Source organism: Streptomyces sp. NPDC002867 (genome assembly GCF_053591895.1).
This window is the reverse complement of the sequence record NZ_JBSFUR010000016.1, coordinates 1-22,792: the sequence shown is the minus strand read 5'-3', so window position 1 is coordinate 22,792 and position 22,792 is coordinate 1. Positions and strand designations below refer to the sequence as shown.

Annotated in this window: 23 protein-coding genes and 2 pseudogenes; 14 read left to right on the top strand and 11 right to left on the bottom strand. The window is 73.0% G+C overall.

Annotated features, from left to right (window positions below):
- The first annotated feature begins 192 nt into the window (after nucleotides 1-192).
- Together ACWD0A_RS17490 and ACWD0A_RS17485 are read left to right on the top strand one after the other, a co-directional pair.
- Complete coding sequence (locus tag ACWD0A_RS17490) at nucleotides 193-516, top strand: hypothetical protein (protein ID WP_307716811.1); 324 nt, start codon at nucleotides 193-195, stop codon at nucleotides 514-516.
- Between the two features lie 182 nt (nucleotides 517-698).
- Nucleotides 699-1,220, top strand: coding sequence for an ATP-binding protein (locus ACWD0A_RS17485; RefSeq protein WP_451298958.1), 522 nt, complete (start codon nucleotides 699-701; stop codon nucleotides 1,218-1,220).
- 127 nt (nucleotides 1,221-1,347) lie between these two features.
- On the opposite strand, the gene ACWD0A_RS17480 is transcribed toward ACWD0A_RS17485, so the two are convergent.
- Complete coding sequence (locus tag ACWD0A_RS17480) at nucleotides 1,348-1,632, bottom strand: SHOCT domain-containing protein (protein WP_451298957.1); 285 nt, start codon at nucleotides 1,630-1,632, stop codon at nucleotides 1,348-1,350.
- Nucleotides 1,633-1,815: 183 nt separating this feature from the next.
- Between ACWD0A_RS17480 and ACWD0A_RS17475 the strand changes: the two genes are divergently transcribed.
- Together ACWD0A_RS17475 and ACWD0A_RS17470 are read left to right on the top strand one after the other, a co-directional pair.
- Nucleotides 1,816-2,403: a TetR/AcrR family transcriptional regulator gene (locus tag ACWD0A_RS17475; RefSeq protein WP_451298955.1), complete on the top strand. Its 588-nt coding sequence runs from the start codon at nucleotides 1,816-1,818 to the stop codon at nucleotides 2,401-2,403.
- Nucleotides 2,404-2,410: 7 nt separating this feature from the next.
- Nucleotides 2,411-2,992: a DUF4865 family protein gene (locus ACWD0A_RS17470; protein WP_451298953.1), complete on the top strand. Its 582-nt coding sequence runs from the start codon at nucleotides 2,411-2,413 to the stop codon at nucleotides 2,990-2,992.
- Nucleotides 2,993-3,029: 37 nt separating this feature from the next.
- On the opposite strand, the gene ACWD0A_RS17465 is transcribed toward ACWD0A_RS17470, so the two are convergent.
- Nucleotides 3,030-3,878 (bottom strand): YhjD/YihY/BrkB family envelope integrity protein, encoded by an 849-nt coding sequence (locus ACWD0A_RS17465; protein ID WP_451298951.1) that lies wholly within the window; start codon nucleotides 3,876-3,878, stop codon nucleotides 3,030-3,032.
- Nucleotides 3,879-3,960: 82 nt separating this feature from the next.
- Nucleotides 3,961-5,175, bottom strand: coding sequence for an ROK family protein (locus tag ACWD0A_RS17460; protein WP_177148246.1), 1,215 nt, complete (start codon nucleotides 5,173-5,175; stop codon nucleotides 3,961-3,963).
- A gap of 76 nt (nucleotides 5,176-5,251) precedes the next feature.
- Between ACWD0A_RS17460 and ACWD0A_RS17455 the strand changes: the two genes are divergently transcribed.
- From ACWD0A_RS17455 to ACWD0A_RS17440, 4 genes and pseudogenes are all read left to right on the top strand, one after another.
- Complete coding sequence (locus ACWD0A_RS17455) at nucleotides 5,252-6,538, top strand: MFS transporter (RefSeq protein WP_451298949.1); 1,287 nt, start codon at nucleotides 5,252-5,254, stop codon at nucleotides 6,536-6,538.
- A gap of 68 nt (nucleotides 6,539-6,606) precedes the next feature.
- Nucleotides 6,607-6,951, top strand: a complete 345-nt coding sequence (locus ACWD0A_RS17450) for an SCO4225 family membrane protein (RefSeq protein WP_451298947.1) — start codon at nucleotides 6,607-6,609, stop codon at nucleotides 6,949-6,951.
- A gap of 76 nt (nucleotides 6,952-7,027) precedes the next feature.
- Nucleotides 7,028-7,546 (top strand): annotated as a pseudogene (locus ACWD0A_RS17445) (maleylpyruvate isomerase family mycothiol-dependent enzyme); the annotation flags it as partial.
- Nucleotides 7,446-7,736: pseudogene (locus ACWD0A_RS17440) on the top strand (hypothetical protein); the annotation flags it as partial. The pseudogenes ACWD0A_RS17445 and ACWD0A_RS17440, both read left to right, overlap by 101 nt.
- 195 nt (nucleotides 7,737-7,931) lie before the next feature.
- On the opposite strand, the gene ACWD0A_RS17435 reads toward ACWD0A_RS17440, so the two are convergent.
- Entirely contained in the window at nucleotides 7,932-8,342 is a 411-nt protein-coding gene (locus ACWD0A_RS17435) for a MarR family winged helix-turn-helix transcriptional regulator (RefSeq protein WP_451298945.1), read from the bottom strand.
- A gap of 87 nt (nucleotides 8,343-8,429) precedes the next feature.
- Here ACWD0A_RS17435 and ACWD0A_RS17430 point away from each other — a divergent pair, with 87 nt between their 5' ends.
- Entirely contained in the window at nucleotides 8,430-9,911 is a 1,482-nt protein-coding gene (locus ACWD0A_RS17430; RefSeq protein WP_451298943.1) for an MFS transporter, read from the top strand.
- Nucleotides 9,912-9,978: 67 nt separating this feature from the next.
- Here the strand turns inward: ACWD0A_RS17430 and ACWD0A_RS17425 are convergent, their stop codons facing one another.
- From ACWD0A_RS17425 to ACWD0A_RS17415, 3 genes are all read right to left on the bottom strand, one after another.
- Complete coding sequence (locus tag ACWD0A_RS17425; protein ID WP_451298941.1) at nucleotides 9,979-10,644, bottom strand: response regulator transcription factor; 666 nt, start codon at nucleotides 10,642-10,644, stop codon at nucleotides 9,979-9,981.
- Entirely contained in the window at nucleotides 10,641-11,870 is a 1,230-nt protein-coding gene (locus tag ACWD0A_RS17420) for a sensor histidine kinase (RefSeq protein ID WP_451298939.1), read from the bottom strand. The genes ACWD0A_RS17425 and ACWD0A_RS17420 overlap by 4 nt, the downstream gene beginning before the upstream one ends.
- 338 nt (nucleotides 11,871-12,208) lie before the next feature.
- A complete protein-coding gene (locus ACWD0A_RS17415) occupies nucleotides 12,209-13,147 on the bottom strand; it encodes a TetR/AcrR family transcriptional regulator (protein WP_451298937.1) in 939 nt (312 codons plus the stop codon).
- 166 nt (nucleotides 13,148-13,313) lie between these two features.
- Here ACWD0A_RS17415 and ACWD0A_RS17410 point away from each other — a divergent pair, with 166 nt between their 5' ends.
- The gene (locus ACWD0A_RS17410) at nucleotides 13,314-13,772 is read left to right on the top strand and encodes a nitroreductase family deazaflavin-dependent oxidoreductase (protein ID WP_451298935.1); all 459 of its coding nucleotides are present in this window, start codon (nucleotides 13,314-13,316) and stop codon (nucleotides 13,770-13,772) included.
- Between the two features lie 165 nt (nucleotides 13,773-13,937).
- Here ACWD0A_RS17410 and ACWD0A_RS17405 read toward each other — a convergent pair whose 3' ends face one another.
- Nucleotides 13,938-15,170 carry a geranylgeranyl reductase family protein gene (locus ACWD0A_RS17405; protein ID WP_451298933.1) on the bottom strand — a complete coding sequence of 411 codons (1,233 nt, stop codon included), beginning with the start codon at nucleotides 15,168-15,170 and terminating at the stop codon, nucleotides 13,938-13,940.
- A gap of 146 nt (nucleotides 15,171-15,316) precedes the next feature.
- Between ACWD0A_RS17405 and ACWD0A_RS17400 the strand changes: the two genes are divergently transcribed.
- Together ACWD0A_RS17400 and ACWD0A_RS17395 are read left to right on the top strand one after the other, a co-directional pair.
- Nucleotides 15,317-16,681, top strand: coding sequence for a M20/M25/M40 family metallo-hydrolase (locus tag ACWD0A_RS17400; protein WP_451298931.1), 1,365 nt, complete (start codon nucleotides 15,317-15,319; stop codon nucleotides 16,679-16,681).
- 96 nt (nucleotides 16,682-16,777) lie between these two features.
- Nucleotides 16,778-17,485, top strand: coding sequence for an MBL fold metallo-hydrolase (locus ACWD0A_RS17395; RefSeq protein WP_451298929.1), 708 nt, complete (start codon nucleotides 16,778-16,780; stop codon nucleotides 17,483-17,485).
- On the opposite strand, the gene ACWD0A_RS17390 is transcribed toward ACWD0A_RS17395, so the two are convergent.
- Complete coding sequence (locus tag ACWD0A_RS17390) at nucleotides 17,459-18,493, bottom strand: NUDIX domain-containing protein (RefSeq protein ID WP_451298927.1); 1,035 nt, start codon at nucleotides 18,491-18,493, stop codon at nucleotides 17,459-17,461. The two genes, ACWD0A_RS17395 and ACWD0A_RS17390, sit on opposite strands and share 27 nt — an antisense overlap.
- 165 nt (nucleotides 18,494-18,658) lie before the next feature.
- On the opposite strand from ACWD0A_RS17390, the gene ACWD0A_RS17385 reads away from it, so the two are divergent.
- Nucleotides 18,659-18,838 (top strand): hypothetical protein, encoded by a 180-nt coding sequence (locus ACWD0A_RS17385; protein WP_451298925.1) that lies wholly within the window; start codon nucleotides 18,659-18,661, stop codon nucleotides 18,836-18,838.
- Nucleotides 18,839-18,972: 134 nt separating this feature from the next.
- On the opposite strand, the gene ACWD0A_RS17380 is transcribed toward ACWD0A_RS17385, so the two are convergent.
- Entirely contained in the window at nucleotides 18,973-19,947 is a 975-nt protein-coding gene (locus ACWD0A_RS17380) for an ROK family protein (protein WP_451298923.1), read from the bottom strand.
- Nucleotides 19,948-20,174: 227 nt separating this feature from the next.
- Here ACWD0A_RS17380 and ACWD0A_RS17375 point away from each other — a divergent pair, with 227 nt between their 5' ends.
- Nucleotides 20,175-21,308: a LacI family DNA-binding transcriptional regulator gene (locus ACWD0A_RS17375; RefSeq protein WP_451298921.1), complete on the top strand. Its 1,134-nt coding sequence runs from the start codon at nucleotides 20,175-20,177 to the stop codon at nucleotides 21,306-21,308.
- Here ACWD0A_RS17375 and ACWD0A_RS17370 read toward each other — a convergent pair.
- Nucleotides 21,241-22,530, bottom strand: coding sequence for a DUF6986 family protein (locus ACWD0A_RS17370; protein WP_451298919.1), 1,290 nt, complete (start codon nucleotides 22,528-22,530; stop codon nucleotides 21,241-21,243). The genes ACWD0A_RS17375 and ACWD0A_RS17370 overlap by 68 nt on opposite strands.
- Between the last annotated feature and the right edge of the window lie 262 nt (nucleotides 22,531-22,792).

Genomic DNA, 22,792 nt, shown 5'->3' with positions numbered 1-22,792 from the left:
GCCGTCCTCGCCTCGCCCGCCACTGGTCCACGATGTGTGCCCACCCGCAACAGTAAGCCCCTCACCTGGGCAAATATTCGCTTTGGGGATCCATAGGAGGCACTTGTGCAAGGCTTGGACCAGGCGCACTGGTGCACGGCGGCCCAAGTGTGCAGACTTCCCACAGGAGTAGCTGCGAAGGGGGCGGACACGATGGCAACCGCGGAGCCGGATTTCAGCGCGACTGGCGTGCGGATCGAGCGCTGGCCGCGTTCACTGACGCGGGCCGGGCAAGTGCTGATCAAGGACGGCCGGCTGGCGCTGATGACGAGCTACGGCCGCGTGATCGAGAGCGCGCCCGTACGCGCCGTCACCGCGGGCCGGCCCTGGTTCGCCGGTGACGACAGCACGGTGGCGACGCTGAACGGGAAGCGGTATCGCCTGACCATGGGTCAGCGCAGTCGGCGGCCCGACGGAAAGGCTCTCGCCGGGCGCTTCCTGGAGGCGTTGCGCGGGGCGGGCGGCAACAGGAGTTGAGAACAGGCACGGGAGTGCCGCGAGTTGCGGCCCCCCAGGTCATGGTTCACGCTGGTTCCACATCACTGAGGGTTAACTGGCGGTCACGCTGAGATCCAGCCCCGCCGGTATGTTCAGCAGGCGGCCGACTGCTGGATCTCTTGTCTCGTCTTCTTCCGGACCTATTTCGGGGAGTCGCAGCCGTGATCAGCCAGCCCAGCAGGCACTGCACGGTGGAGCTCCAGGCCCTGCCGTCGCGGATCGGTCAGGTCCGCAGAATCATCTCGGCGCAACTGCGCTACTGGCATCTCGATCCCCTGATCGACCAGGCAGCGCTCGGCGTCACCGAGTTGCTGACCAATGTGCACCGGCACGCCCAGCCGGACAAGACGTGCACCGTGGACGTCGAGCTGCTGCTCGACCGGCTCACGGTCTCCGTCCACGACCACGATCCGCGTCTGCCGACCGTCCACGACGCGGACTTCTCCGAGACCCACGGCCGCGGCCTCGCGCTGGTGGCCGCCGTCAGTGAGAGCTGGGGCGTACGGCCGCGCGGCGAGGCGGGCAAGGTCGTCTGGTTCACCCTGCCCGCGACCTGCCCCGCGATCACGCTGCCCGAGTACCCGGCGGTGTACGGGGCCACGACCACCGGCCCGTTCTCCGAGGTGCCCGAGGCGAAGGCCGATGCCGCAACTGCCACCGCCCGGTCGGCCGTTGCCGGTTGACCGGGCGGGGCGGGCTGACCGGGCGGGGCGGGCGACGTCGGTGCCCCCGCTGCCGTAGACCTTCACGGTGTCGACGACCGGGCGGCGGGGCGGGGCCCGGTGGTCAGGGCCCCGTTCTGGTGCGGGGTCATGCCGCACCGTCCTCGGTGGTGCGGCCGAACTGCTCGTCCAGGACGGACAGCCGTCGCCAGTACTCCTCCTCGTCCATCTCGCCCGCAGCGAAGCGGCGGCCGAGCACGGCGATGGGGGAGCTCTCTGCGATCGGGGGCCGGCTGCCCTGCCAGGGGGCGCGCCGGGGGCGCCAGACGCCGGTGCGGCGCAGGACGGTGACGACCCCGAGGATGACGGCCGCCCAGATCAGCGGGAAGAAGAGGACCCACGGGCCGGGCCCGTCGTAGGCGAGAGTGTTCATCTCGGTTCAGCTCCTCGGTGACGCTCGTTCGGTGGTTCCGTGACGCTTCCGAGGCTCCCGCCGGACGGGGGCCGAATCGTCGTACGGCCGGCGGCTCCGCGCGTACCTCCCGGGGAGTACGTCTGGCGAGGGCGGCTGCTCGGGGCAGCTCGGGACTGGGGACGACGTTCTGTACCTACTGGTATGTACACTGCCTCCATGAGCACCTCGGAACGATTGATCGAGGCGACCCGCGAACTGCTGTGGGAGCGCGGCTATGTGGGCACCAGCCCGAAGGCGATCCAGCAGCAGGCCGGCGCGGGCCAGGGCAGCATGTACCACCACTTCTCCGGCAAGCCCGACCTGGCGCTGGCCGCGATCCGGCGCACGGCCGACGACATGCGGGCCGCGGCCGAGGCGGTGCTCGGCGGTCCCGGCACCGCGCACGAGCGCATCGCCGCGTACCTGCTGCGCGAGCGCGACGTGTTGCGCGGATGCCCGGTCGGCCGGCTGACGATGGATCCGGACGTCGTCGCCAGCGACGCGTTGCGGGCACCGGTGGACGAGACGCTCGCATGGCTGCGGGGCAGGCTCGCCGCCGTCGTCGACGAGGGCCGGGAGAGCGGAGAGCTGAGTGCCGCGCCGGCCCCGTCCGAGGTCGCGGCGACGATCGTCGCGACCGTGCAGGGCGGCTACGTGCTGGCTCGCGCCTCCGGCTCGACGGCCGCATTCGACGCGGGTGTCCGCGGCCTGCTCGCCCTCCTCGCGCCCTCGTCCGCCCATAGGAGTTGACCCGACCGTGCATGCGATGCAGTACGAGATCACCCTGCCCGCCGACTACGACATGGGGATCATCCGCGACCGCGTGGCGCGCCGCGGCCATCTGCTGGACGGCTTCCCCGGCCTCGGCCTCAAGGCGTACCTGATGCGCGAACGCGCCGCCGGCTCGCCCGTGAACCAGTACGCGCCGCTGTACCTGTGGACCGCGCCCGAGGGCATGAACGGCTTTCTGTGGGGGCCCGGTTTCCAGGGCATCGTCGACGACTTCGGCCGCCCGGAGGTGCAGCACTGGACGGGGGCCGCGTACCACGACGGGCCCTCGGCGGCGGCCGGGGCGCGCACCGCCGTCCGGCGCAGGCAGCGGCTTCCGCTGGGGATCCGGCCCGGCCCGCTCGTCGAGGAGGCCGCTGCCGAGACGCAACGGCTCGCGCGGCGCGAGGGCGCCGTCTGCGCGGCGCTCGGCGTCGACCCGTACCGATGGGAGCTGATGTACGTGACCCTGTGGGACCACGACTCGCCCGCGGCGCCCGGCGACCGTTACGAGGTCCTGCACGTCTCGTCGCCCGAGCGCGGCTCCCTGGGCCGGGGACGCCACTGGTGACTCTCGTGCGCGGCCGGCCCGGTAGCGGGACGGTGGGCTACAAGTCGTCGTGCTCGACCGCGCGGAGCAGCCTGCGCCGGGTCAGCTCCTCGTGGACCAGGCGACCCGCGAGCGCCCCGCCGTAGACCACCACACCGACGCCGACGAGCCACGACTGGATCACGAGGACGGTGCCGAACGGGCCGTAGGTGACGGCGTTCGAGGCGATCAGCGGCGAGAAGACGAGCTGCGAGAAGACCCGCAGCCCGAGCATGGACACGGCGGTGGCCACCGCACCGGGCAGCAGGGCGCGCCAGCGGACCCGGCCGCCGAGCAGGAGGCGCTGGGACACCCAGAAGAACACGACCGTGCCCAGCAGGTCGGCGATCATGGTGAACACGGTGGCCATGACCGAGTCCGGCTCCGGGAGATTGATGAACACCACGAGGAAGAGGATCAGCAGCGCCAGCCACACCACGTGGCGCCACATGGTGTGCCAGCGGGCTGTGGGCAGGTCCCACACCTTCTCGTAGCCCGTCTGTACGGCGGACCCGAAGGTGAGCCCGAAGACGGCGAGCGCGGCGAGACCGAACGCGGTGGTGCGCTGGAGCGCCTGTCCGGGCATACCGAAGAGCTGCTCGACCTGCCGCTGGGACCCCGGCGAGACGCCGAGCCCCTCGCCGAGCCACCGGGCGAAGCCCTCGGCGCTGACGGGGTCGGCGGCCGCGACGACGACGAGCAGCGGCACGAGGGTGACGAAACCGAGTGCGGCGAAGCCCATGGCGCGGTGCATGAGCTCCATCTCCCGGCCGCGGTTCCAGCCGAGCCCGACGGGTGATTCGAGCACTCTGCGGTGCAGGTGCTCGAACCGGTGCGCGCGGTGCGGCCCGGAGGGCTTGTGGGTCATGTGTCGTCGACTACCCGCAAGCACGGCGCGGATCGCCGGGCCGTCCTCCGGACGGGTGGCCGCCGTCCCGCCCGTCGGTGCGTCAGGCGAGCGCCGCCAGCGGGTCGTCGAGGACGGGCTGCCAGGCCAGCTCCGCGGCGCCCACCAGAGAGTTGTGGTCGAGGGTGCACGGCAGGATCGGGACGCCCCCGCTGCGGCCCCACAGGCTGCGGTCCGCCACGACCGCGCGCAGGCGCTCCGGGTCCGCCTCCAGGAGTTCGCGGTGGAGGCCGCCGAGGATGATCCGGTCCGGATTGAGGATGTTGACCAGTCCGGCGAGGCCGAGGCCGAGGCGGTCGATGAGTTCCTCCGCCGCCCTGCGGACGGCCGGGTCGTCGTACTCCCCGCGCAGCAGGTCCCTGGACTGCTGGAGCAGCGAGACCTCGGGGCCCAGGTCGCGGCCCGTGGCGGTCAGGAAGGCGAGGGGGTCGGCCTCGACGTCGAGGCAGCCACGGCTGCCGCAGTGGCAGGGGCGGCCCTCCGGGTTGACGGTGAGGTGACCGACCTCCAGAGCGAGCCCCGAACTGCCCGTGTGCAGGCGGCCGTCGAGCACCAGCGCGCCTCCGACTCCGCGGTGTCCGGTGGCGACGCACAGCAGGTGCTGGGCGCCGCGGCCGGCGCCGTGGCGGTGCTCGGCGAGTGCCGCGAGGTTGACATCGTTGCCGGTGAAGGCGGGCCCCCGGATGCCCGCCGCGGCGACGCGTTCGGCGAAGATGTCGCGTACGGGAGCACCGGCCGGCCAGGCCAGGTGCAGGGGGTTGAGGGCGGTGCCCTCGGGTTCGGCGACCGCGGAGGGCACGGCGAGCCCCGCGCCGACACAGCGTCGGCCGCTCTCGCGCAGCAGCGCCGCGCCCGCCTCGACGACCTCACCGAGCACCTGCGCCGGATCCGCCTGGACGGTGACGCAGCCGGGCGCTGTGGCGACCGTGCGGCCGCCGAGGCCGACGAGCGCGGCACGGAATCCGTCGGCGTGGACCTGGGCGGCGAGGACGACCGGGCCGGTGTCGTCGACGGCGAGGCGGTGCGAGGGGCGGCCCTGGGATCCGGCGGCGGCTCCGGGCCGCGAGTCGACCCGGATGAGGCCGAGCGCTTCGAGTTCGGCGGCGACGGCTCCGGCGGTGGCGCGGGTGACGCCGAGCTCGGCGGTGAGTACGGCACGCGTGGGCGCCCGCCCGGTGTGCACCAGTTCCAGTGCCGGGCCGAGGGCGCTGCGGCCTCTTTCGATTCTCGTCCGGTTGCTCGTCGCCTTGCCGTTCATGCAGGTGAGTGTCCCATGATCCGGACGGGCAGCAGCCGCCTTGTACGCAACGGGCCCCAGGCCCTATCCTGAGTTTGTGCCGCTTCTAAACAAACTCCGGACGGCCGCTTCAGGGGGACCCGGCGGAAACACCGCCCCGCTCTCCCTGTCCCGCCTCCGCACCGCCCTCACCGTCTTCTTCGCCCTCGACGGCTTCCTCTTCGCCGGCTGGGTCGTCCGTATTCCCGCGATCAAGGAACAGACCGGTTCCTCCGCGAGCGATCTCGGCCTCGCCCTCCTCGGCGTCTCCGCCGGCGCCGTGGTCACCATGACGCTCACCGGCCGGCTGTGCCGCCGCTTCGGCAGCCACGCCGTGACCGTGGGCAGCGCCGTGCTGCTCTCGCTGAGCATGGCGCTGCCTCCGCTGACGCACTCCGCGCTCACCCTCGGTCTGGTGCTGCTCGTCTTCGGCGCCGCGTACGGCGGGATCAACGTCGCCATGAACAGCGCGGCCGTCGATCTGGTCACGGCCCTGCGCCGGCCCGTCATGCCCGGCTTCCACGCGGCGTTCAGCCTCGGCGGCATGCTCGGCGCGGGACTCGGCGGTCTCGTCGCCGGCGGCCTGTCCCCGACCGCGCACCTGCTCGCGCTCACCGGGCTCGGCCTGCTGGTCACCGCCGCCGCCGGACCCGTGCTCCTGACGCACCCGGCGCCGAACTCCGACGGCCCCGCGCCCGGGACCGCACCTGCGCGCCTGACGGGGCGCACCCGCAACCTGGTGGTCCTCTTCGGCGTGATCGCGCTGTGCACCGCGTACGGCGAGGGTGCGATGGCCGACTGGAGCGCGCTGCACCTGGAGCAGGATCTGCACGCGCATCCGGGCGTGGCCGCCGCCGGTTACTCGCTGTTCGCCCTCGCCATGACCGCAGGCCGCCTCACCGGCACGCTGCTGCTGGAGCGGCTCGGCCAGACCCGTACGCTCGTCGCCGGCGGCGCAACCGCCGCGGCCGGGATGCTGCTCGGCGCGCTCGCGCCGAACGTGTGGCTCGCGCTGCTGGGCTTCACCGTCGCCGGTCTGGGCCTGGCGAACATCTTCCCCGTGGCCGTCGGCAGGGCGGGCGCGCTGGCCGGGCCCAGCGGGGTCGCGGCCGCGTCCACGCTCGGTTACGGCGGCATGCTGCTGGGCCCGCCCGTGATCGGCTTCCTCGCCGACTGGTTCTCGCTGCCCGTCGCGCTGACGACGGTGGCGGCACTGGCCGCAGGAGCCGCGCTGATCGCGTACGGCGCACGTCACGCCTCGGCGCCGGGTACGGAGGTCGCGCGGCGCGGTCGGGCCGCCGGGCGCTCACAGGATCGGGCCGTCTCCCCCACGGCGGCTGAGTAGCCGTACTCAGGTGCGGGCACCCGGTCCGGCGCAGCATGGAAGGACGACGACCACCAGGGGAGACGGCCATGCACGCTCGACTGACCTCGCTCGCACAACTGACCTTCGGCAACCTCGCGTCCAGGATCTATCTGGCGCTGGTCGCCGCAGCGGCCCTCTTCGTGGCCGTCGACACGTTGTTCGTGCACCACGAGGACGCGTCGATGGCCGGCATATGGCTGTTCCTGCTGACCGCGCCGACGATTTTCGCGCTCATGGCGCTGGGCACTGTGTTCGGGGAGGGCGTGGCGGAGTCCGCCGCGTTCCTCTACCCGGCGCTGGTCGTCGCGGTGCTCGTACAGGCCTGCGCGCTGGGCCTGTTCGTCCGACTGCTGCGCGACGGGCCGCAGACCGCGCGCCCACACGGGGCCTGACGCCCGGTGGCGGCGCTCGGCGTTCCGAGGCTGGGCGCCCTGGAGCGGGTCCCGTCGCGCCGGCAGAATCTGCGCCATGGAGACCTCGGCGCTGATCAAGTCCCTGGTGCGTGAGGGGCAGTTGCTCGCGGCGGCCGCCGATGCGGCCGGCCCCGGGGCGCTCGTGCCGACGTGCCCGGGCTGGCGGATGCGGGACCTGCTGCGGCACACGGGCACGGTGCACCGCTGGGCGATGTCGTTCGTCACCGAGGGACACACCGCGTACCGCCCGGACGCCGGGGAGCCCGATCTCGGCGGCGACGCACTGCTCGCATGGTTCCGCGAGGGGCACGGGCTGCTGGTGGCGGCGCTGAGCGAGGCACCGGCCGACCTCGCGTGCTGGTCGTTCCTGCCCGCGCCCTCGCCGCCGGCCTTCTGGGCGCGGCGCCAGGCCCATGAGACGGCGGTGCACCGGGCGGATGCCGAGTCGGCGTCGGACGGGAAACCCGGGCCGGTCGCCGCGGAGTTCGCGGTGGACGGGATCGACGAGCTGCTGGCGGCGTTCCACGCACGGCGCAAGAGCGGGGTGCGTACCGCGACCCCCAAGGTGCTGCGCGTCGCGGCCACGGACACGGGCGACGTGTGGACCGTGCGGCTGTCGCAGGAGCCGGCGCGCACGCGGCGGCGAGGGTCCGTGCGACTGCGAGCTGAGCGGGTCGGCGGAGCGGCTCTACCTGACGCTCTGGAACAGGCTGCCCCTGGACGCCGTGTCCGTCACCGGCGATGCGGCACTCGCCCGCCTGTGACGCGAGACCTCGGGTATCACCTGACAGTAGGCGCGACCGCCGGTCGGGGCCCGTCCCCCGACCACCCCGGAGCCCCGTCCCGTTGGGTTAACGCCGGTCCGTCGGCGGGGACACGTGCCCTCCGCCCTGTCACACGCGCCTGCGCCGGCGGGGAAACCGCGGTCACCGTGCCTCGGAGCCAGGGCGCGACAGAACTCAGTCCGTCGCGTCCGGCAGCATGCGCGACAGCACCGCGCGCTGCAGCGGCTTCACCTCGGCATGGCGCGCGCGGCCCTCCTGGGTGAGCGCCACCCGCACCCCGCGGCGGTCCTCGGGGCACATGCCCCGGGTCACCAGTCCGTCCTTCTCCAGACGGGCGATCAGGCGCGAGAGCGCGCTCTGGCTGAGGTGCACGCGGCCGGCCAGCTCCTGGACACGGGACGAGCACTCGCCCGGCGCCCCGTCATCGCCGCCCAACTCGGCCAGCACGTCCAGCACTTCGAAATCGCTGGCGCCCAGCCCGAACCTGTGCAGCTCACGATCGAGCTCGCACATCGTGCGCGCGTGCAGCGCGAGGACGTCCCGCCACTCCTTCACGAGCACGCGCTCGGATTTCGTCGCAGCCATGACCGCACGTTAGCAGAAATGACGCACTTTGTTGCACCGGAATTAAATGCACTTGCAGTCAATGCATGTGCATGTAGCGTGCTGCGCATGACCTCTCCGATCAACGTCCCCCCATCGCAGGACCGCTGGAGCCCGCGCCTGTGGGGCACCCTGCTCGTGCTCTGCGCCGCGATGTTCCTCGACGCCCTCGATGTCTCGATGGTCGGTGTCGCGCTGCCCTCGATCGCCACCGATCTCCACCTGTCCACCTCGACCCTGCAGTGGATCGTCAGCGGCTACATCCTCGGCTACGGCGGACTGCTGCTCCTCGGCGGCCGCGCCGCCGACCTCCTCGGACGCCGCCGCGTCTTCCTCGTCGCCCTCGCCGTCTTCGCGCTGGCGTCCCTGCTCGGCGGCCTCGTCGACTCCGGCCCGCTGCTGATCGCCAGCCGCTTCATCAAGGGCCTCAGCGCCGCCTTCACTGCTCCGGCCGGCCTGTCGATCATCACCACGACCTTCAAGGAAGGCCCGCAGCGCAACCGCGCGCTGTCGATCTACACCACCTGCGCCGCCACCGGCTTCTCCATGGGCCTCGTGCTCTCCGGACTGCTGACCGAGGTGAGCTGGCGGCTGACCATGCTGCTGCCCGCGCCCATCGCGCTGATCGCGCTCGTCGCCGGGATCAGGCTGATCCCGCGCAGCAGCCGCGAGCACTCCGGCAAGGGCTACGACCTGCCCGGCGCGGTCACCGGCACGCTGTCGATGCTGCTGCTCGTCTTCACCGTCGTCCAGGCGCCCGAAGTGGGCTGGGCCTCCGCGCAGACGCTGCTCTCCTTCACCGCCACCGCCGTCCTGCTCGCCGCGTTCGTCACCATCGAGCGCCGCAGCGCGCACCCGCTCATCCGGCTGGGCGTGCTGCGCTCCGGCAACCAGATCCGGGCGAACCTCGGCGCGGCGTTCTTCTTCGGTTCCTACGTGGGCTTCCAGTTCCTGGTGACCCAGTACATGCAGTCGCTGCTCGGCTGGTCGGCCCTGCAGACCGCCCTCGCGTTCCTGCCCGCGGGCGCGCTGGTCGCGCTGTCCGCGACGAAGATCGGCTCGGTCGTGGACCGCTTCGGGACGCCTCGCGTGATCGCCACCGGGTTCTCGCTGCTGGTCGTCGCGTACGCGCTCTTCCTCCAGATCGACCTGACGCCCACGTACGCCTCCGTGATCCTGCCGTCGATGCTGCTGCTCGGCGCGGCGTGCGCACTGGTCTTCCCGTCGCTCAACATCCAGGCCACCAACGGTGTCGAGGACCACGAGCAGGGCATGGTGTCCGGTCTGCTGAACACCTCGATCCAGGTCGGCGGCGCCATTTTCCTGGCCGTCGTCACCGCCGTGATCACCGCGGGCGGCGAGACCGGCCGCTCCGCGCAGGAGGTGCTGGACAGCTTCCGGCCTGGCCTGGTGGTCGTCACGGCGATCGCGGCCGTCGGACTGCTGATCACCCTCACCGGACTGCGTGCGCGACGCGCCACCGGGGAGTCGGTTCTCGTCGCCACGTCCGTTCCGGCTGTGGAGCCGGAGCCGGTGAAGGTGGGCGACTGACAGCTACACCGCCACGGGGGACGCGGCCGGCGGGCACCTGGCCGCCGGCCGCTTCACGGCTCCCGGTTCAGCCCAGCCAGCCGGGCCGCACGAGGCCCGACTCGTAGGCGAACACGACCAGTTGGGCCCGATCACGGGCGCCCAGCTTCACCATCGTCCGGCTCACATGCGTCTTGGCGGTGAGCGGGCTGACGACCAGGCGGCGCGCGATCTCCTCGTTGGACAGCCCCATGCCGACCAGCGCCATCACCTCCCGCTCGCGCTCCGTGAGCTCGTCGAGTCCCTCGGCCTTCGCCGGAGCCCTGGACCGGGCGGCGAACTCCGCGATCAGCCGCCGGGTGACGCCCGGCGACAGCAGCGCGTCGCCCTCCACCACCGCCCTTACGGCGCGCAGCAGTTCCTCCGGTTCCGTGTCCTTCACGAGGAAACCGGAGGCCCCGGAACGGATCGCCTCGAAGACGTACTCGTCCAGCTCGAAGGTGGTGAGCATGACCACCCTGACGTCCCTCAGGCGCTCGTCATCGGTGATCCGGCGCGTCGCGGCGAGACCGTCGAGCAACGGCATACGGATGTCCATCAGGACCACGTCCGGGAGCAGTTCGCCCACCAGGCGCACGGCCTCCTCGCCGTCCGACGCCTCCCCGGCGACCTCGATGTCCCGCTGGGCGTCGAGCAGCGCCCGGAATCCGGCCCGCACCAGCATCTGGTCGTCGGCGAGCAGTACGCGGATCACGTCGTCTCCTTGGGCTGCGCGGGCAGTTCGGCGCGGACCCGGAAGCCGCCGTCCGGCCGCGGACCCGCCTCGATGGTGCCCCCCAGGGCGGCGGCCCGCTCCCGCATGCCCGCCAGTCCGTTGCCGCTGCCCCCGGCGTCGGAGCCGGTGGCGGGCCCGTCGTCGTCGATCCGCAGGTCGAGCCGGCCCGCGGCGTAGGCGATGCGCACCCGGGCGGTACGCGAACCCGAGTGCCGGACGACGTTCGTCAGCGCTTCCTGCACGATCCGGAAGGCGGCAAGCTCCGCGCCGGGCGGGAGCGCGGGCAGGGTGCCCGCCGTGTCGACGTCGACGGTGAGTCCGGCGCTCGCCGCCTGCTCGACGAGTTCGGGCAGGCGAGCCAGGCCCGGGGCCGGCGCGCGGGGGGCGTCGCCGGGGGTGCGCAGGGTGTCCAGCACCTGGCGCACCTCGCCGAGGGCCTCCTTGCTCGCGGCCTTGATGGTGGTCAGCGCGGTCCGCGCCTGCTCGGGGTCGGAGTCGAGGAGGGCCAGGCCCACGCCCGCCTGGACGTTGATGACGGAGAGGGAGTGCGCGAGGACGTCGTGGAGTTCGCGGGCGATGCGCAGCCGCTCCTCGTCGGCGCGGCGCTTCTCTGCGGCCGCCCGTTCGGCGCGCTCCCGGGCCCAGACCTCGCGCCGTACGCGGACCAGTTCGGACGCGGCGACGACGGCCACGACCCAGGCGGTGACGAAGACCTCCTGGCCCCAGGGGGCGGCGTCGTCGCCTCCCGGGGGCAGATAGCGGTAGAGCCAGTGCGCAATCAGCAGGTGGCCGGCCCACAGCAGACCGATGGACCACCAGGCGGCGCGGCGGTGCCCGGCGACGATCGCGGAGAAGCAGCCGACGGCGATGGTGAGGAAGACCGGGCCGTAGGGGTAGCCAGCCGCGAAGTACACGAAGGCGGCCGCGCACACGCCGGAGACCGCGACGACCGGGTACCGGATGCGCAGCAGGAGCAGCGCGGGGCCGAGCAGGAGCAGGACGCGTGCGAAGGCGTCGACCGGTTCCCGCTCGGGCTGTCCCTCGGCGGCGAAGCCGGTGCCGGCCATGACGAAGACGGCCAGCGCCACGGTCGACACCCAGGGAACACGGGCCCGGCGCCGTCGTTCCTCCCACTGACGCATCAGCGGTGGTCCGCCCCGTGCCCAGGGCGGACCACCGCACCCGCGGGCGCGCTGCTCGTCCATACCGGCCACGCTAGACCCGGGCACGGGACGGGGACGTCACCCCGGCGTGGCGGTCACGCGTACTCCCTGTGCAGTACGGACCGGGTGCGGGTCGTCCGCGAGCCGCGGCGCGCGGCAGCCGGCGCAGCGGCTCGGGCGTCCACCAGGTGGCGCTGCGGAGAGCCGCATCGCCATCGGCACTCGTGGGACCGGCGCCGCGCGCCCGCGAACCGGGGCGGGTGGCGTGTCAGGACCCGGTCCTTTTTCCGAGCCGCATCTCCATCGACACCCCGCGGGACGGCGCCGCGCATCCCGAACGGGGCGGGTGGCGCTTCAGTCCCGGCCCTGCCGCCGGGCGGTCACGGTGTGCCGGCGGCCGGCCCCGGGCGCAGGCCGACCTCGGCGGCGAGCCGCGCGGCGGCGTGCGCGAAGAACACGTCGCGGTCCTCGACGACCCGCTCGAACTGCCCGAACAGCTCGAAGGAGATCAGCCCGAACAGCTGCGCCCAGGCGGCGATGAGCGCGGCGACGACGGACGGCGGCAGGTCGGGGGCAAAGGCGGCGGCGATGCGTTCGGCCTCGGTGCCCACCCCTCCGCCGAGCGGCGGGACCGCCAGCCCCTCGGTGCGATGGGCTTCGCGGACGATCGAGATGAACAGGGCGCCGACGCGCGAGGCCGGGGCGATCGTGTCCGGGGGCGCGGTGTAGCCCGGGACGGGCGAGCCGTAGATCAGGGCGTACTCGTGCGGATGCGCGAGCGCCCAGTCCCGCACGCCCCGGCACACGTCGCCCCACCGCGCGAACTCCCGCCCCGGCGCCACGGTGGCGCGATCGCGTACGCCGGCGTTGCCACCGGCCGCCCCGGCGGCGACGCCGTCGCCGCCGCTGAGCACACCTGCGACCGCGGTGGCCTCGGGGCCCGACGCGCCGGTGCGGGCAGCGGCGGCGGGCGCGTGCCCGGCGGCTGTGGCGGTGTCAGGGCCCGGTCCGTCGGGGGGCCCGGCCACGGCGCCCGCCCGCCCGGCGTGTGCGGCGGGCGCCGGACCGCGCGCCGCGGCCGCGGCCTCCGCGGCCGCCCCCACCGCGTCGTACGCATCGACGATGAGCGCGGTCAGCAGGTCGTCCCGGCTCGGGAAATAGCGGTAGAGCGCGGAGGACACCATGCCCAGCTCGCGGGCGACGGCGCGCAGGGAGAGCTTCGCCGCTCCCTCCGCCGCGAGCTGCCTGCGTGCCTCTTCCTTGATCGCCGCGGTGATCTCGCTGCGGGCCCGTTCCCTGGCCCCTCGGACGGTCGTCATACGAGACAGTCTGTCACGCTTCGGAGCACTGACCATGAACGAGATCACTCATCACAAGAGAGAGCACTGCTCTTGCTTCGGAGTATGAGTCCGTGCACACTGCTCTCAAGCGAGAGCAGTGCTCTCGAAAAGGCGAACGACCAGGACAGAGAGCGAGACCACGGCCATGCCGCACCACACCCCGGCCCACTACATCAAGCCCAACCGCTTCGACACGGTCCTCAACAACGCCGTCGGATGGCTCGCCCGCCGCGGCATCAGCCTCCTGGGCACCGCGGAGCTCTCCGTGCGCGGCCGCACCACCGGTGAATGGCGGCGCATACCGGTCAACCCGCTCCCCTACGACGGCGGCCCGTACCTGATCTCCGCCCGTGGCCACTCGCAGTGGGTCCGCAACCTGCGCGCGGCCGGCGGCGGCCGCCTCCAGGTCGGCCGCAGAACCCAGCAGTTCACCGCCGTGGAACTCCCCGACGCGGAGAAGCCCGCCCTGCTCCGCTCGTACCTCAAGCGCTGGGGCTGGGAGGTCGGCCGCTTCTTCGGGGACGTCGACGCGGACTCCACGGACGAGGAACTCCTCGCCGCCGCCCCCAAGCACCCCGTCTTCCGCATCACGGTCACGAAGTGACCGCCGACGCGGCGGCGTCTCACGGGCGCGCGGCGCCTGGTCGCCGAGCCGAGAGCCCGCACCCGCGCCGGCCGGCCGCCCCGCCCCCGCCGCGCGCGAAACCCGGCTCCCCCCGCCGCACGCGAACCCGGCCGCGCGAAGCCGCGCGACCGGACCGGATGCCACCTACGCGCGCTTGTCCAGCACGTCCAGCGCGCGCCGCGCCAGCGAGTGCGTCCGCACCAGCCCCGCGAGCGTCGTCGCCCCGCGCGTGATGTCGGTGAAGGCGGTCCAGGCGGGCCGGAACCCGGTGATCGCCGCGTGCAGCAGACCGGGCCTGCGTTCGAAGACGGCGAGCATCCGCCGGCCGACCGCCATCTCCACACCCAGCCCCGCCTTGATGGCGAACGCGTAGTTGAGCGCCTGCCTGCGGGCGTCCACGGCGTCGTGCGCCTCGGCGATCCGCACCGCCCACTCCCCCGCGAGCCGCCCGGACCGGAGGGCGAAGGAGATGCCCTCCCTGGTCCACGGCTCCAGGAGTCCCGCCGCGTCCCCGCACACGAGCACCCGGCCGCGCGACAGCGGCGAGTCGTCGCTGCGGCAGCGCGTCAAGTGCCCGGAGGAGACGGCGGGCTCGAAGCCCGCCAGCCCCAGCCGTGCGATGAAGTCCTCCAGATACCGCTTGGTCGCGGCGCCCTCGCCGCGCGCCGAGATCACGCCGACCGTCAGCGTCCGGCCCTTCGGGAACACCCAGCCGTAACTGCCGGGCATCGGGCCCCAGTCGATGAGCACCCGGCCCGCCCAGTCCTCCGCGACCGTGTCCGGCACCGGGATCTCCGCCTCCAGGCCGAGGTCCACCTGGTCGAGCTTCACACCCACGTGAGCGCCTATCCGGCTGGCACTGCCGTCGGCCCCGACGACCGCGCGGGCCAGCACCGTCTCGCCGTCCGACAGCACGACGGCGACCGTGCGCCGGTCGGGGACGGCGGGACCGTGCTGCTCCACACGGGAGACGGTGACGCCCGTGCGCACGACCGCGCCCGCCTTCTCCGCCTGCTCGACCAGACCGGCGTCGAACTCCGGACGGTTGATCAGACCGAAGAGCATCCGCTTGGAGCGGCGCGTGCGGGCCAGCTTCCCGTTCAGCGAGAAGGTGACGGCGTGCACCTTGTCGCGCAGGGGCAGTTCGAAGCCGGGTGGGAGGCTGTCGCGCGAGGGGCCGATGATGCCGCCGCCGCAGGTCTTGTAGCGGGGCAGTTCGGCCTTCTCCAGGAGCAGCACCCTGCGACCGCTCACCGCCGCCGCGTGCGCCGCCGAGGCTCCGGCGGGTCCTGCGCCGACCACGACGACGTCCCACGCGGGACCCTGGCCAAGCTCCTGTGCCGCCTCTGCTCCGGTGGCATCGTTCTCGCTGCTCACGATGTACTTCTGCTCCCGATCCGACCCATGGCCCGTGCTCTCGACCGCATCCTACGGCGCAGACCGCTTCCGCCCCCTGTGGGAGGATCGACCACACATTCGCCGTACACACAGCGCACAACGTCGCACCCACAAGGAGCGTGCCCATGACCGCGAATCCGATCGCCGAGACCGTCGCCTCGCTGATGCCCCGTGCCAAGGCGGAGCTCACCGAGCTGGTGGCCTTCCAGTCGGTGGCGGACGAGGCGGTGGCGCCGCGCAGCGAGTGCGAGGCGGCGGCGGGCTGGGTGGCGGACGCGTTGCGCGCGGAGGGGTTTCAGGACGTCGCACTCCTCGACACCCCGGACGGATCGCAGTCGGTGTACGGGCTGCTGCCCGGCCCGGAGGGTGCGCCGACCGTCCTCCTGTACGCGCACTACGACGTGCAGCCGAAGCTGGACGAAGCCGCCTGGATGAGCCCGCCGTTCGAGCTGACCGAGCGCAACGGCCGCTGGTACGGGCGCGGTGCGGCCGACTGCAAGGGCGGATTCATCATGCACCTGCTCGCGCTGCGCGCCCTCAAGGCGAACGGCGGCGTCCCGGTCTCGGTGAAGGTCGTCGTGGAGGGTTCGGAGGAACAGGGCACGGGCGGCCTCGAGCGGTACGCGGAGGAGCACCCGGACCTGCTCGCGGCCGACGCGATCGTGATCGGCGACACCGGGAACTTCCGGGTGGGCCTGCCGACCGTGACGGCGACGCTGCGCGGAATGACCATGGTCCGCGTCCAGGTCGACACACTTGAAGGCAACCTGCACTCGGGCCAGTTCGGCGGGGCCGCGCCCGACGCACTGGCCGCGCTGATCCGCGTCCTGGACTCGCTGCGCGCCGAGGACGGGTCGACGGTGATCGACGGCCTTCCCGCGCAGGCCGAGTGGGAGGGACTGCAGTACCCGGAGGAGGAGTTCCGCAAGGACGCGAAGGTCCTCGACGGTGTCGGCCTGCCCGGCAACGGCACGGTCGCGGACCGGATCTGGGCCCGCCCCGCCGTCACCGTGATCGGCATCGACTGCCACCCCGTCGCGGGCGCCACGCCGTCCATCCCGGCGAGCGCGCGGGCGCAGATCAGCCTGCGGGTGCCGCCCGGCCAGGACGCCGCGGAGGCGACGCAGCTGCTGTTCGCGCACATCGAGAAGCACACTCCGTGGAACGCGCGCGTGACGCTGGAGCAGGTGGGCCAGGGCCAGCCGTTCCAGGCGGACGTGACCAGCCCCGCGTACACGTCGATGGCCGAGGCGATGCGCGTGGCGTACCCGGGCGAGGAGATGCAGGCGTCCGGGATGGGCGGCTCCATCCCGCTGTGCAACACGCTCGCCGCGCTGTATCCGAAGGCGGAGATCCTGCTGATCGGGCTCAGCGAGCCGGAGGCGCAGATCCACGCGGTGAACGAGAGCGTGTCCCCCGAGGAACTGGAGCGGCTGTCGGTCGCCGAGGCGCTGTTCCTGGTGAACTACGCCGAGTCGAAGCTGGGTTGACCGCCTGCCGGGCGGGGAGGCGATTCCGCGCTCGGCGAAGATCGCCGGCAGCGTAGTTCCGGGCGGCGGGCGTGCTCCTGTGCGTACGTTCGCCGTATGGACTTCATCCCGGTACTGCCGCAGCTGCACATGTTCCGCTTCCCGATCGGCCAGGCCTACCTGTGGCGCGACGGCGACGAGCTGACGCTCGTCGACGCGGGCCACCGGGACGCCGCGCCGCTGATCGAGGAGGCGATACGGGCGGCGGGGCTCGATCCGGCGGCCCTGCGGCGGATCGTTCTGACGCACTGCCACCGCGACCACGTGGGGGCGGCCGGCGAACTGGCCGCGCGGTACGGGGCCGAGGTGCTGGCGCACCGCCTCGACGCCCCGGTCGTACGGGGCGAGGCGCCCGTGCCCGAGCCCGTACTGCTGGACTGGGAGGTCCCGCTGTACGAGCACGGGCTCACGGTACCGCCCGCGCCGCCGACCCGGGTGGACCGGGAGCTGGAGGACGGCGACGTACTGGACTTCGGCGGCGGTGCGCGCGTGGTCCACTCCCCCGGTCACACCGACGGCTCGATCGGCATCCATCTGCCGCATCACGGGGTGCTGTTCACGGGTGACTGCGTGGCGGGGGTCGGGCAGGTGATGCTCGGGGTGTTCAACGTGGACCGGGCGACGGCACAGGTGTCGATGCGCCGGCTGGCCTCGCTCGCGCCGTCGACGGTCTGCTTCGGCCATGGCGACCCGCTGACCGAGAACGCCACCGCGGCGCTGCTGGACGCGGCGGGGGCGTCAGCCGACGGGGATGCCGGCCTCTAGATTGAGCACGGTGCCGCGTTCACGGGCGCGCAGCGCCCAGCGCAGCCGTTCGTAGCGCGCGGGCGGCAGCAGGTGTGCGGCCTCCTGTTCGCCCACGAACCGCCAGTCGCGCAGCTCCGGTCCGGGCAGGCGTATGCGTCGCGCGTCGCCGTCCGGGAGCCGGCCGCCGTCGAACAGGAGCCGCAGGCCGCCGAAGCGCGGCGCCCGCGGGGCCTCCCAGTCGACGACGAGCAGCCGTGGGACATCGGCCAGTTCGAGGCCGAGTTCCTCGGCGACCTCCCGCATCCCCGCCCGTGCCGGCGGCTCTCCCCGCTCGACGACTCCGCCGGGGAACTCCCATCCGGGCTTGTAGGTCGGGTCGACGAGCAGCACCCGGTCCTCGTCGTCGAAGAGGAGCACGCCCGCGGCGACGGTCTCCGCGGTGGGTTCGGGCGTCTGGACGATCTCGCAGGCGGCCGCGGCTCCGGAACGTACGGCCGCGGCGATGCGGCGGGCCGTTTCGTGCGGGTCGATACGGCTGGTGTCGATCACGTGCGCGTCGGCGGTGATCCAGCCGAGCGCTGCGCGATAGGGCTCGATGCGGTCGTACGCCCACTGCCTGACCCGCTGGTCGCCGTCCGGGGCGTCGGGCGCGGGCCGGCCCGCTGTCCGTGCGCGCAGGATCGTTTCATCCGGGCTCAGCAGCACATGGTGGACGGGGATGCGCCGGGCGGCGAGCCCGCCGAACACCTCGTCGCGGTACTCCTGACGCAGCAGGGTCATCGGCACGACCAGCACCCCGCCCAGCTCGGCGAGGAGCGCGGCCGCGGTGTCCACGACGAGCCGCCGACAGATGGGAAGGTCCTGGAAGTCGGCGACATCGTCGAGACGCTTCTGCGGCAGCACGTACCGCAGGCCGGCGCCGACGAGCTCGGGGTCGAACAGGGTGCTGTTGGGGATCAGATCGATCAGTTCGCGTGCGGCAGTCCTCTTGCCCGCTCCGAACGCACCGTTGATCCAGACGATCACGGGTCCCCCTCTTCCGTTGCCCACAGTGGCTTGCCCGCATCACCCTGCCACGGAAACCCCCGGCCGGAACGGGTTGGCTGATCGAGGACGGAACTGTGGCCGGGCCGTTGCCCGTGACACCTGTCGAGGACCGTCGTTGGAGCGGAAGAGACAAGGGGGTGCGCGATGCGCCGCACTGTTTTGGAGAAGTTCCCCGCAGGAGATCCGCGGGGCAGCTGGGCCGCCGAGGAGTATGCCCGGCACCGCCGGGACGAGGGGCTGGCGGCCGAGGTGGTGATGGACCTGGAGTCGGACGCGTTCCTTGTGGTCGTCCCCCAGCAGCAGCACGGAGACCGCGCCTGGTGAGCGTCCCGGGGGGCGTTGCACCCCCGGGGCCCCCGGCCGGGGGGTGCCGGGGGCCGACGGCAGTGACGGCTTTGGGTCGTCCGGGGCCCGGCGGTCGGCACGCCCGAGAAGTCGTGCCGGACAGGGGCGCCCAGCTACACGGGGCCGGCCGCGCCCGAGTGCGTCACCCAGTCCGCCGCCCGCCCGAGGGTGAGCGCCGCCGCCGCCGCGCCCACGAGACCGGCGTCCGTGCCCATCCGCGCCGGCGCCACCGTCAGGCACTGCACGAACGAGAGCGTCGCGTAGCCGCGCAGGGCACGGCGCAGCGGCGTGAAGAGCACGTCCCCCGCGCCCGCGACACCGCCGCCGATCACGGCGATGTCGATCTCCACCAGCGTCGCGGTGGCGGCGATACCGGCGGCGAGTGCCTGGGCGGCGCGCTCGAACGAGGCGGTCGCGACCGGGTCGCCGGCGCGCGCCGCCTCGGCCACGGCGGCGGCCGTCGCCTCGCCGTCGGCACCGGGACGCCAGCCGTTCGCCACGGCCCGGCGCGCGATGTTGGGGCCGCTGGCTATCCGCTCCACACAGCCGCGCGCCCCGCACGGGCAGGCGTCGCCGTCCAGATCGACACTGATGTGGCCGATGTGTCCGGCGTTGCCCGTGGGACCCGCGTGCAGACGGCCGTTGAGCACCAGACCGCCGCCGACGCCGGTCGAGACGACCATGCACAGCGCGTTGTCGTATCCCCGGGCCGCGCCCAGCCAGTGCTCGGCCGCCGTCATCGCGACGCCGTCGCCGACGAGCTCGACGGGCAGACCGCCGACGGCCCGTGACACCCGCTCGACCAGCGGGAAGTCGCGCCAGCCGGGGACGTTGACCGGGCTGACCGTACCGGCCGAGCGGTCCACCGGCCCCGCGCTGCCGATGCCGACCGCCCGTACGTCCGCCCACAGCGGCGACGCCGTCAGCTCGGCGAGGACGCCCTCCACCGCGCGCATCACCGCGTCACCGCTCTCCCGGGCCGGCGTGGGGCGCTGCGTACGCAGCAGGAGAGCGCCACCCCCGTCGACCAATGCGCCGGCGATCTTGGTACCGCCGATGTCGAGAGCGGCGACGAGGCTGGTATGCATCGGTGTGCGATCCCCCGGGGAGACTGTCGGACCTGCGGATTCGACAACAGTCTCCATTGCCCTGACAACGTTGTCCAGGGCCTATGCCCGACGCCACACCATCCCATACCATCGAACGCGACCGCCTGCCGTCGGACAGAAAGCTCACCGTGGCCGATACGACTCGTCCCCCGCAGCCGCCGGGAAGCCCTCGAGGCCCCGAGCCCCGCTACGGAAATCGGCCGACGATGAAGGACGTCGCAGCGCGCGCGGGAGTGGGTCTCAAGACCGTCTCGCGGGTGGTCAACGGCGAACCGGGCGTCACGCCCGACACCGAGCGGCGGGTGCAGGAGGCCATCGAGTCGCTGGGCTTCCGCCGCAACGACAGTGCGCGGGTGCTGCGGAAGGGCCGCACCGCGTCCATCGGCCTGGTGCTGGAGGACCTCGCCGACCCGTTCTACGGGCCGCTCAGCCGGGCCGTGGAGGAGGTGGCCCGGGCGCACGGCGCCCTGCTGATCAACGGCTCCAGCGCCGAGGACCCCGACCGCGAGCAGGAGTTGGCGCTCGCACTGTGCGCGCGCCGGGTGGACGGGCTCATCGTGATCCCCGCGGGTCACGACCACCGCTACCTGGAGCCGGAGATCAAGGCGGGCGTGGCCACGGTGTTCGTCGACCGTCCGGCCGGCCGGATCAAGGCGGACACGGTGATGTCCGACAGCTTCGGCGGAGCACGCGCGGGCGTGGCGCATCTGATAGCACACGGCCACCGGCGTATCGCCTTCATCGGCGACCAGCCGCGCATCCACACCGCGGTGGAGCGACTGCGCGGCTATCGCGCGGCGATGGAGGACGCGGGTCTGGAGGTCGACGACTCCTGGGTCTCGCTGGGCTCCACGGCGCCGGAGCGGGTCCGGGACGCGGTGACGTCGATTCTGGAGGACCCCGAGCCGGTCACCGCCATCTTCGCGGGCAACAACCGGGTCACGGTGACGGTCGTCCGGCTCCTCGCCGGACGCGAGGAGCCGGTCGCGCTGGTCGGCTTCGACGACATCGAACTCGCCGACCTGCTCGGCATCACGGTCATAGCCCAGGACGCGGCCGCCCTGGGCCGTACGGCGGCGGAGCGGCTGTTCCGCAGGCTGGACGGAGTGAATGAGGAGCCGGCGCACGTGACGCTGGACACCGTCCTGATCCCGCGCGGCTCCGGGGAGATTCCCCCCGGCCTGATCCAGCGTCACGGCTCGGGGGGGCCCGGGAGATGCGACAGTGACGGCACACAGCCCGAGGGGGCAGCGGTGGGCCCGGTGCAGGGTGTTACTCGGCTGTGGCCGTCAACTCCCCGCGCCGGGGCGCCGCGAAGCCGTCGAGGTCGGCGCGCGTGAGACCGGTCAGCCGGGCGACTTCCGCGGTGTCGAGGGCGCCGCAGTCGATGCCGCGCAGCAGGTAGGAGCTGAGGGCCTTGGCGGTGGCGGGCTCGTCCATGACGTCGCCGCCCGCGTGGGTGGCGTAGGCGGACAGTCGCGCCGCGGCCTGCTCGAAGCCCTCGCGGTAGAAGGCGAAGACGGCGGCGTAGCGGGTGGGCAGGTGGCCGGGGTGCATGTCCCAGCCCTGGTAGTACGCGCGGGCGAGGGCGCGGCGGGTGAGGCCGTAGTGCAGGCGCCAGGCGTCGTGGACCTTTTCGGTGGAGCCGACGGGCAGGACGTTGGTGGAGCCGTCGGACACCCGTACGCCGGTCCCGGCCGCGGCGACCTGCATGACGGCCTTGGCGTGGTCGGCCGCGGGGTGGTCGCTGGCCTGGTGGGCGGCGCTGACGCCGAGACAGGCGCTGTAGTCGAAGGTGCCGTAGTGCAGGCCGGTGGCCCGTCCCTCGGCGGCGTCGATCATGCGCGCGACGGTGGCGGTGCCGTCGGGGCCGAGGATGGACTGGCTGGTCTCGATCTGGATCTCGAAGCCGATGCGGCCGCTCTCCAGGCCGCGGGCCTTCTCGAACTCCTCGACGAGCCGCACCATCGCGGACACCTGCTCGGTGTACGTGACCTTGGGCAGGGTGAGGACGAGCCCGTCGGGCAGGCCGCCGGCCTCCATCAGGCCGGTGAGGAAGATGTCGAGGGTGCGGATGCCCCGGTCGCGCACGGCGGCCTCCATGCACTTCATGCGGATGCCCATGTACGGCGCGGCGGCGCCCTTCGCGTACGCCTCCGAGATCAGCCGGGCGGCGCGTGCGGCGTCGGCGTCCTCGTCCCGGCCCCCGTAGCCGTCCTCGAAGTCGACGCGCAGGTCCTCGATCGGCTCGCGCTCCAGCTTGGCCCGTACACGCGTGTACACCGGCTCGGCCAGTTCGTCGCTCAGGCCGAGGACGCGGGCGAAGCCGGCGGCGTCGGGGGCGTGCTCGTCGAGCGCCGCCAAGGCGGCGTCACCCCAGGTGCGGACGGTGTCGGCGGCGAAGACGTCGCCGGGGACGTAGACGGTGTGGACGGGCTGGCGGGTGCCAGGGTCTCCCGGGTACCGGCGGGCGAGCTCCGCGTCCACCGTCGCCAGGGAGGCGCTGATGCCCTCGCTGACCGCGCCGGCGAGGCTCGTCGCCACCTTCTCCTGCTGACCCATTCCCACACCCTCCGCAGATCCCTGTGTCCGTGTTTTCCGCTTCACGGAATCAACATTCTGTTGAATGAAGTTAACGGGAGCCCGTGATCTGCGTCAATGGTCCGCCACAACGGGCAGGGGCCGCGCAGTGAAGATCACCACGCGGCCCCTGCCCGAAAGATGTGCGGTCAGCCCTTGCGGGACTTGACCTCCTCGGTGAGCTGCGGGACGACGTCGAAGAGGTCGCCGACGATGCCGTAGTCGACCAGGTCGAAGATCGGGG

Excerpts from the sequence above, each read along its gene's own strand:
- ACWD0A_RS17490 (WP_307716811.1), top strand. The coding sequence starts at position 193 with ATGGCAACCGCGGAGCCGGATTTCAGCGCGACTGGCGTGCGGATCGAG.
- ACWD0A_RS17480 (WP_451298957.1), bottom strand. The coding sequence starts at position 1,632 with ATGAACACTCTCGCCTACGACGGGCCCGGCCCGTGGGTCCTCTTCTTC.
- ACWD0A_RS17475 (WP_451298955.1), top strand. The coding sequence starts at position 1,816 with ATGTACACTGCCTCCATGAGCACCTCGGAACGATTGATCGAGGCGACC.
- ACWD0A_RS17465 (WP_451298951.1), bottom strand. The coding sequence starts at position 3,878 with ATGACCCACAAGCCCTCCGGGCCGCACCGCGCGCACCGGTTCGAGCAC.
- ACWD0A_RS17460 (WP_177148246.1), bottom strand. The coding sequence starts at position 5,175 with ATGAACGGCAAGGCGACGAGCAACCGGACGAGAATCGAAAGAGGCCGC.
- ACWD0A_RS17450 (WP_451298947.1), top strand. The coding sequence starts at position 6,607 with ATGCACGCTCGACTGACCTCGCTCGCACAACTGACCTTCGGCAACCTC.
- ACWD0A_RS17435 (WP_451298945.1), bottom strand. The coding sequence starts at position 8,342 with ATGGCTGCGACGAAATCCGAGCGCGTGCTCGTGAAGGAGTGGCGGGAC.
- ACWD0A_RS17430 (WP_451298943.1), top strand. The coding sequence starts at position 8,430 with ATGACCTCTCCGATCAACGTCCCCCCATCGCAGGACCGCTGGAGCCCG.
- ACWD0A_RS17420 (WP_451298939.1), bottom strand. The coding sequence starts at position 11,870 with ATGGACGAGCAGCGCGCCCGCGGGTGCGGTGGTCCGCCCTGGGCACGG.
- ACWD0A_RS17415 (WP_451298937.1), bottom strand. The coding sequence starts at position 13,147 with ATGACGACCGTCCGAGGGGCCAGGGAACGGGCCCGCAGCGAGATCACC.
- ACWD0A_RS17410 (WP_451298935.1), top strand. The coding sequence starts at position 13,314 with ATGCCGCACCACACCCCGGCCCACTACATCAAGCCCAACCGCTTCGAC.
- ACWD0A_RS17400 (WP_451298931.1), top strand. The coding sequence starts at position 15,317 with ATGACCGCGAATCCGATCGCCGAGACCGTCGCCTCGCTGATGCCCCGT.
- ACWD0A_RS17395 (WP_451298929.1), top strand. The coding sequence starts at position 16,778 with ATGGACTTCATCCCGGTACTGCCGCAGCTGCACATGTTCCGCTTCCCG.
- ACWD0A_RS17385 (WP_451298925.1), top strand. The coding sequence starts at position 18,659 with ATGCGCCGCACTGTTTTGGAGAAGTTCCCCGCAGGAGATCCGCGGGGC.
- ACWD0A_RS17380 (WP_451298923.1), bottom strand. The coding sequence starts at position 19,947 with ATGCATACCAGCCTCGTCGCCGCTCTCGACATCGGCGGTACCAAGATC.
- ACWD0A_RS17375 (WP_451298921.1), top strand. The coding sequence starts at position 20,175 with ATGAAGGACGTCGCAGCGCGCGCGGGAGTGGGTCTCAAGACCGTCTCG.
- ACWD0A_RS17370 (WP_451298919.1), bottom strand. The coding sequence starts at position 22,530 with ATGGGTCAGCAGGAGAAGGTGGCGACGAGCCTCGCCGGCGCGGTCAGC.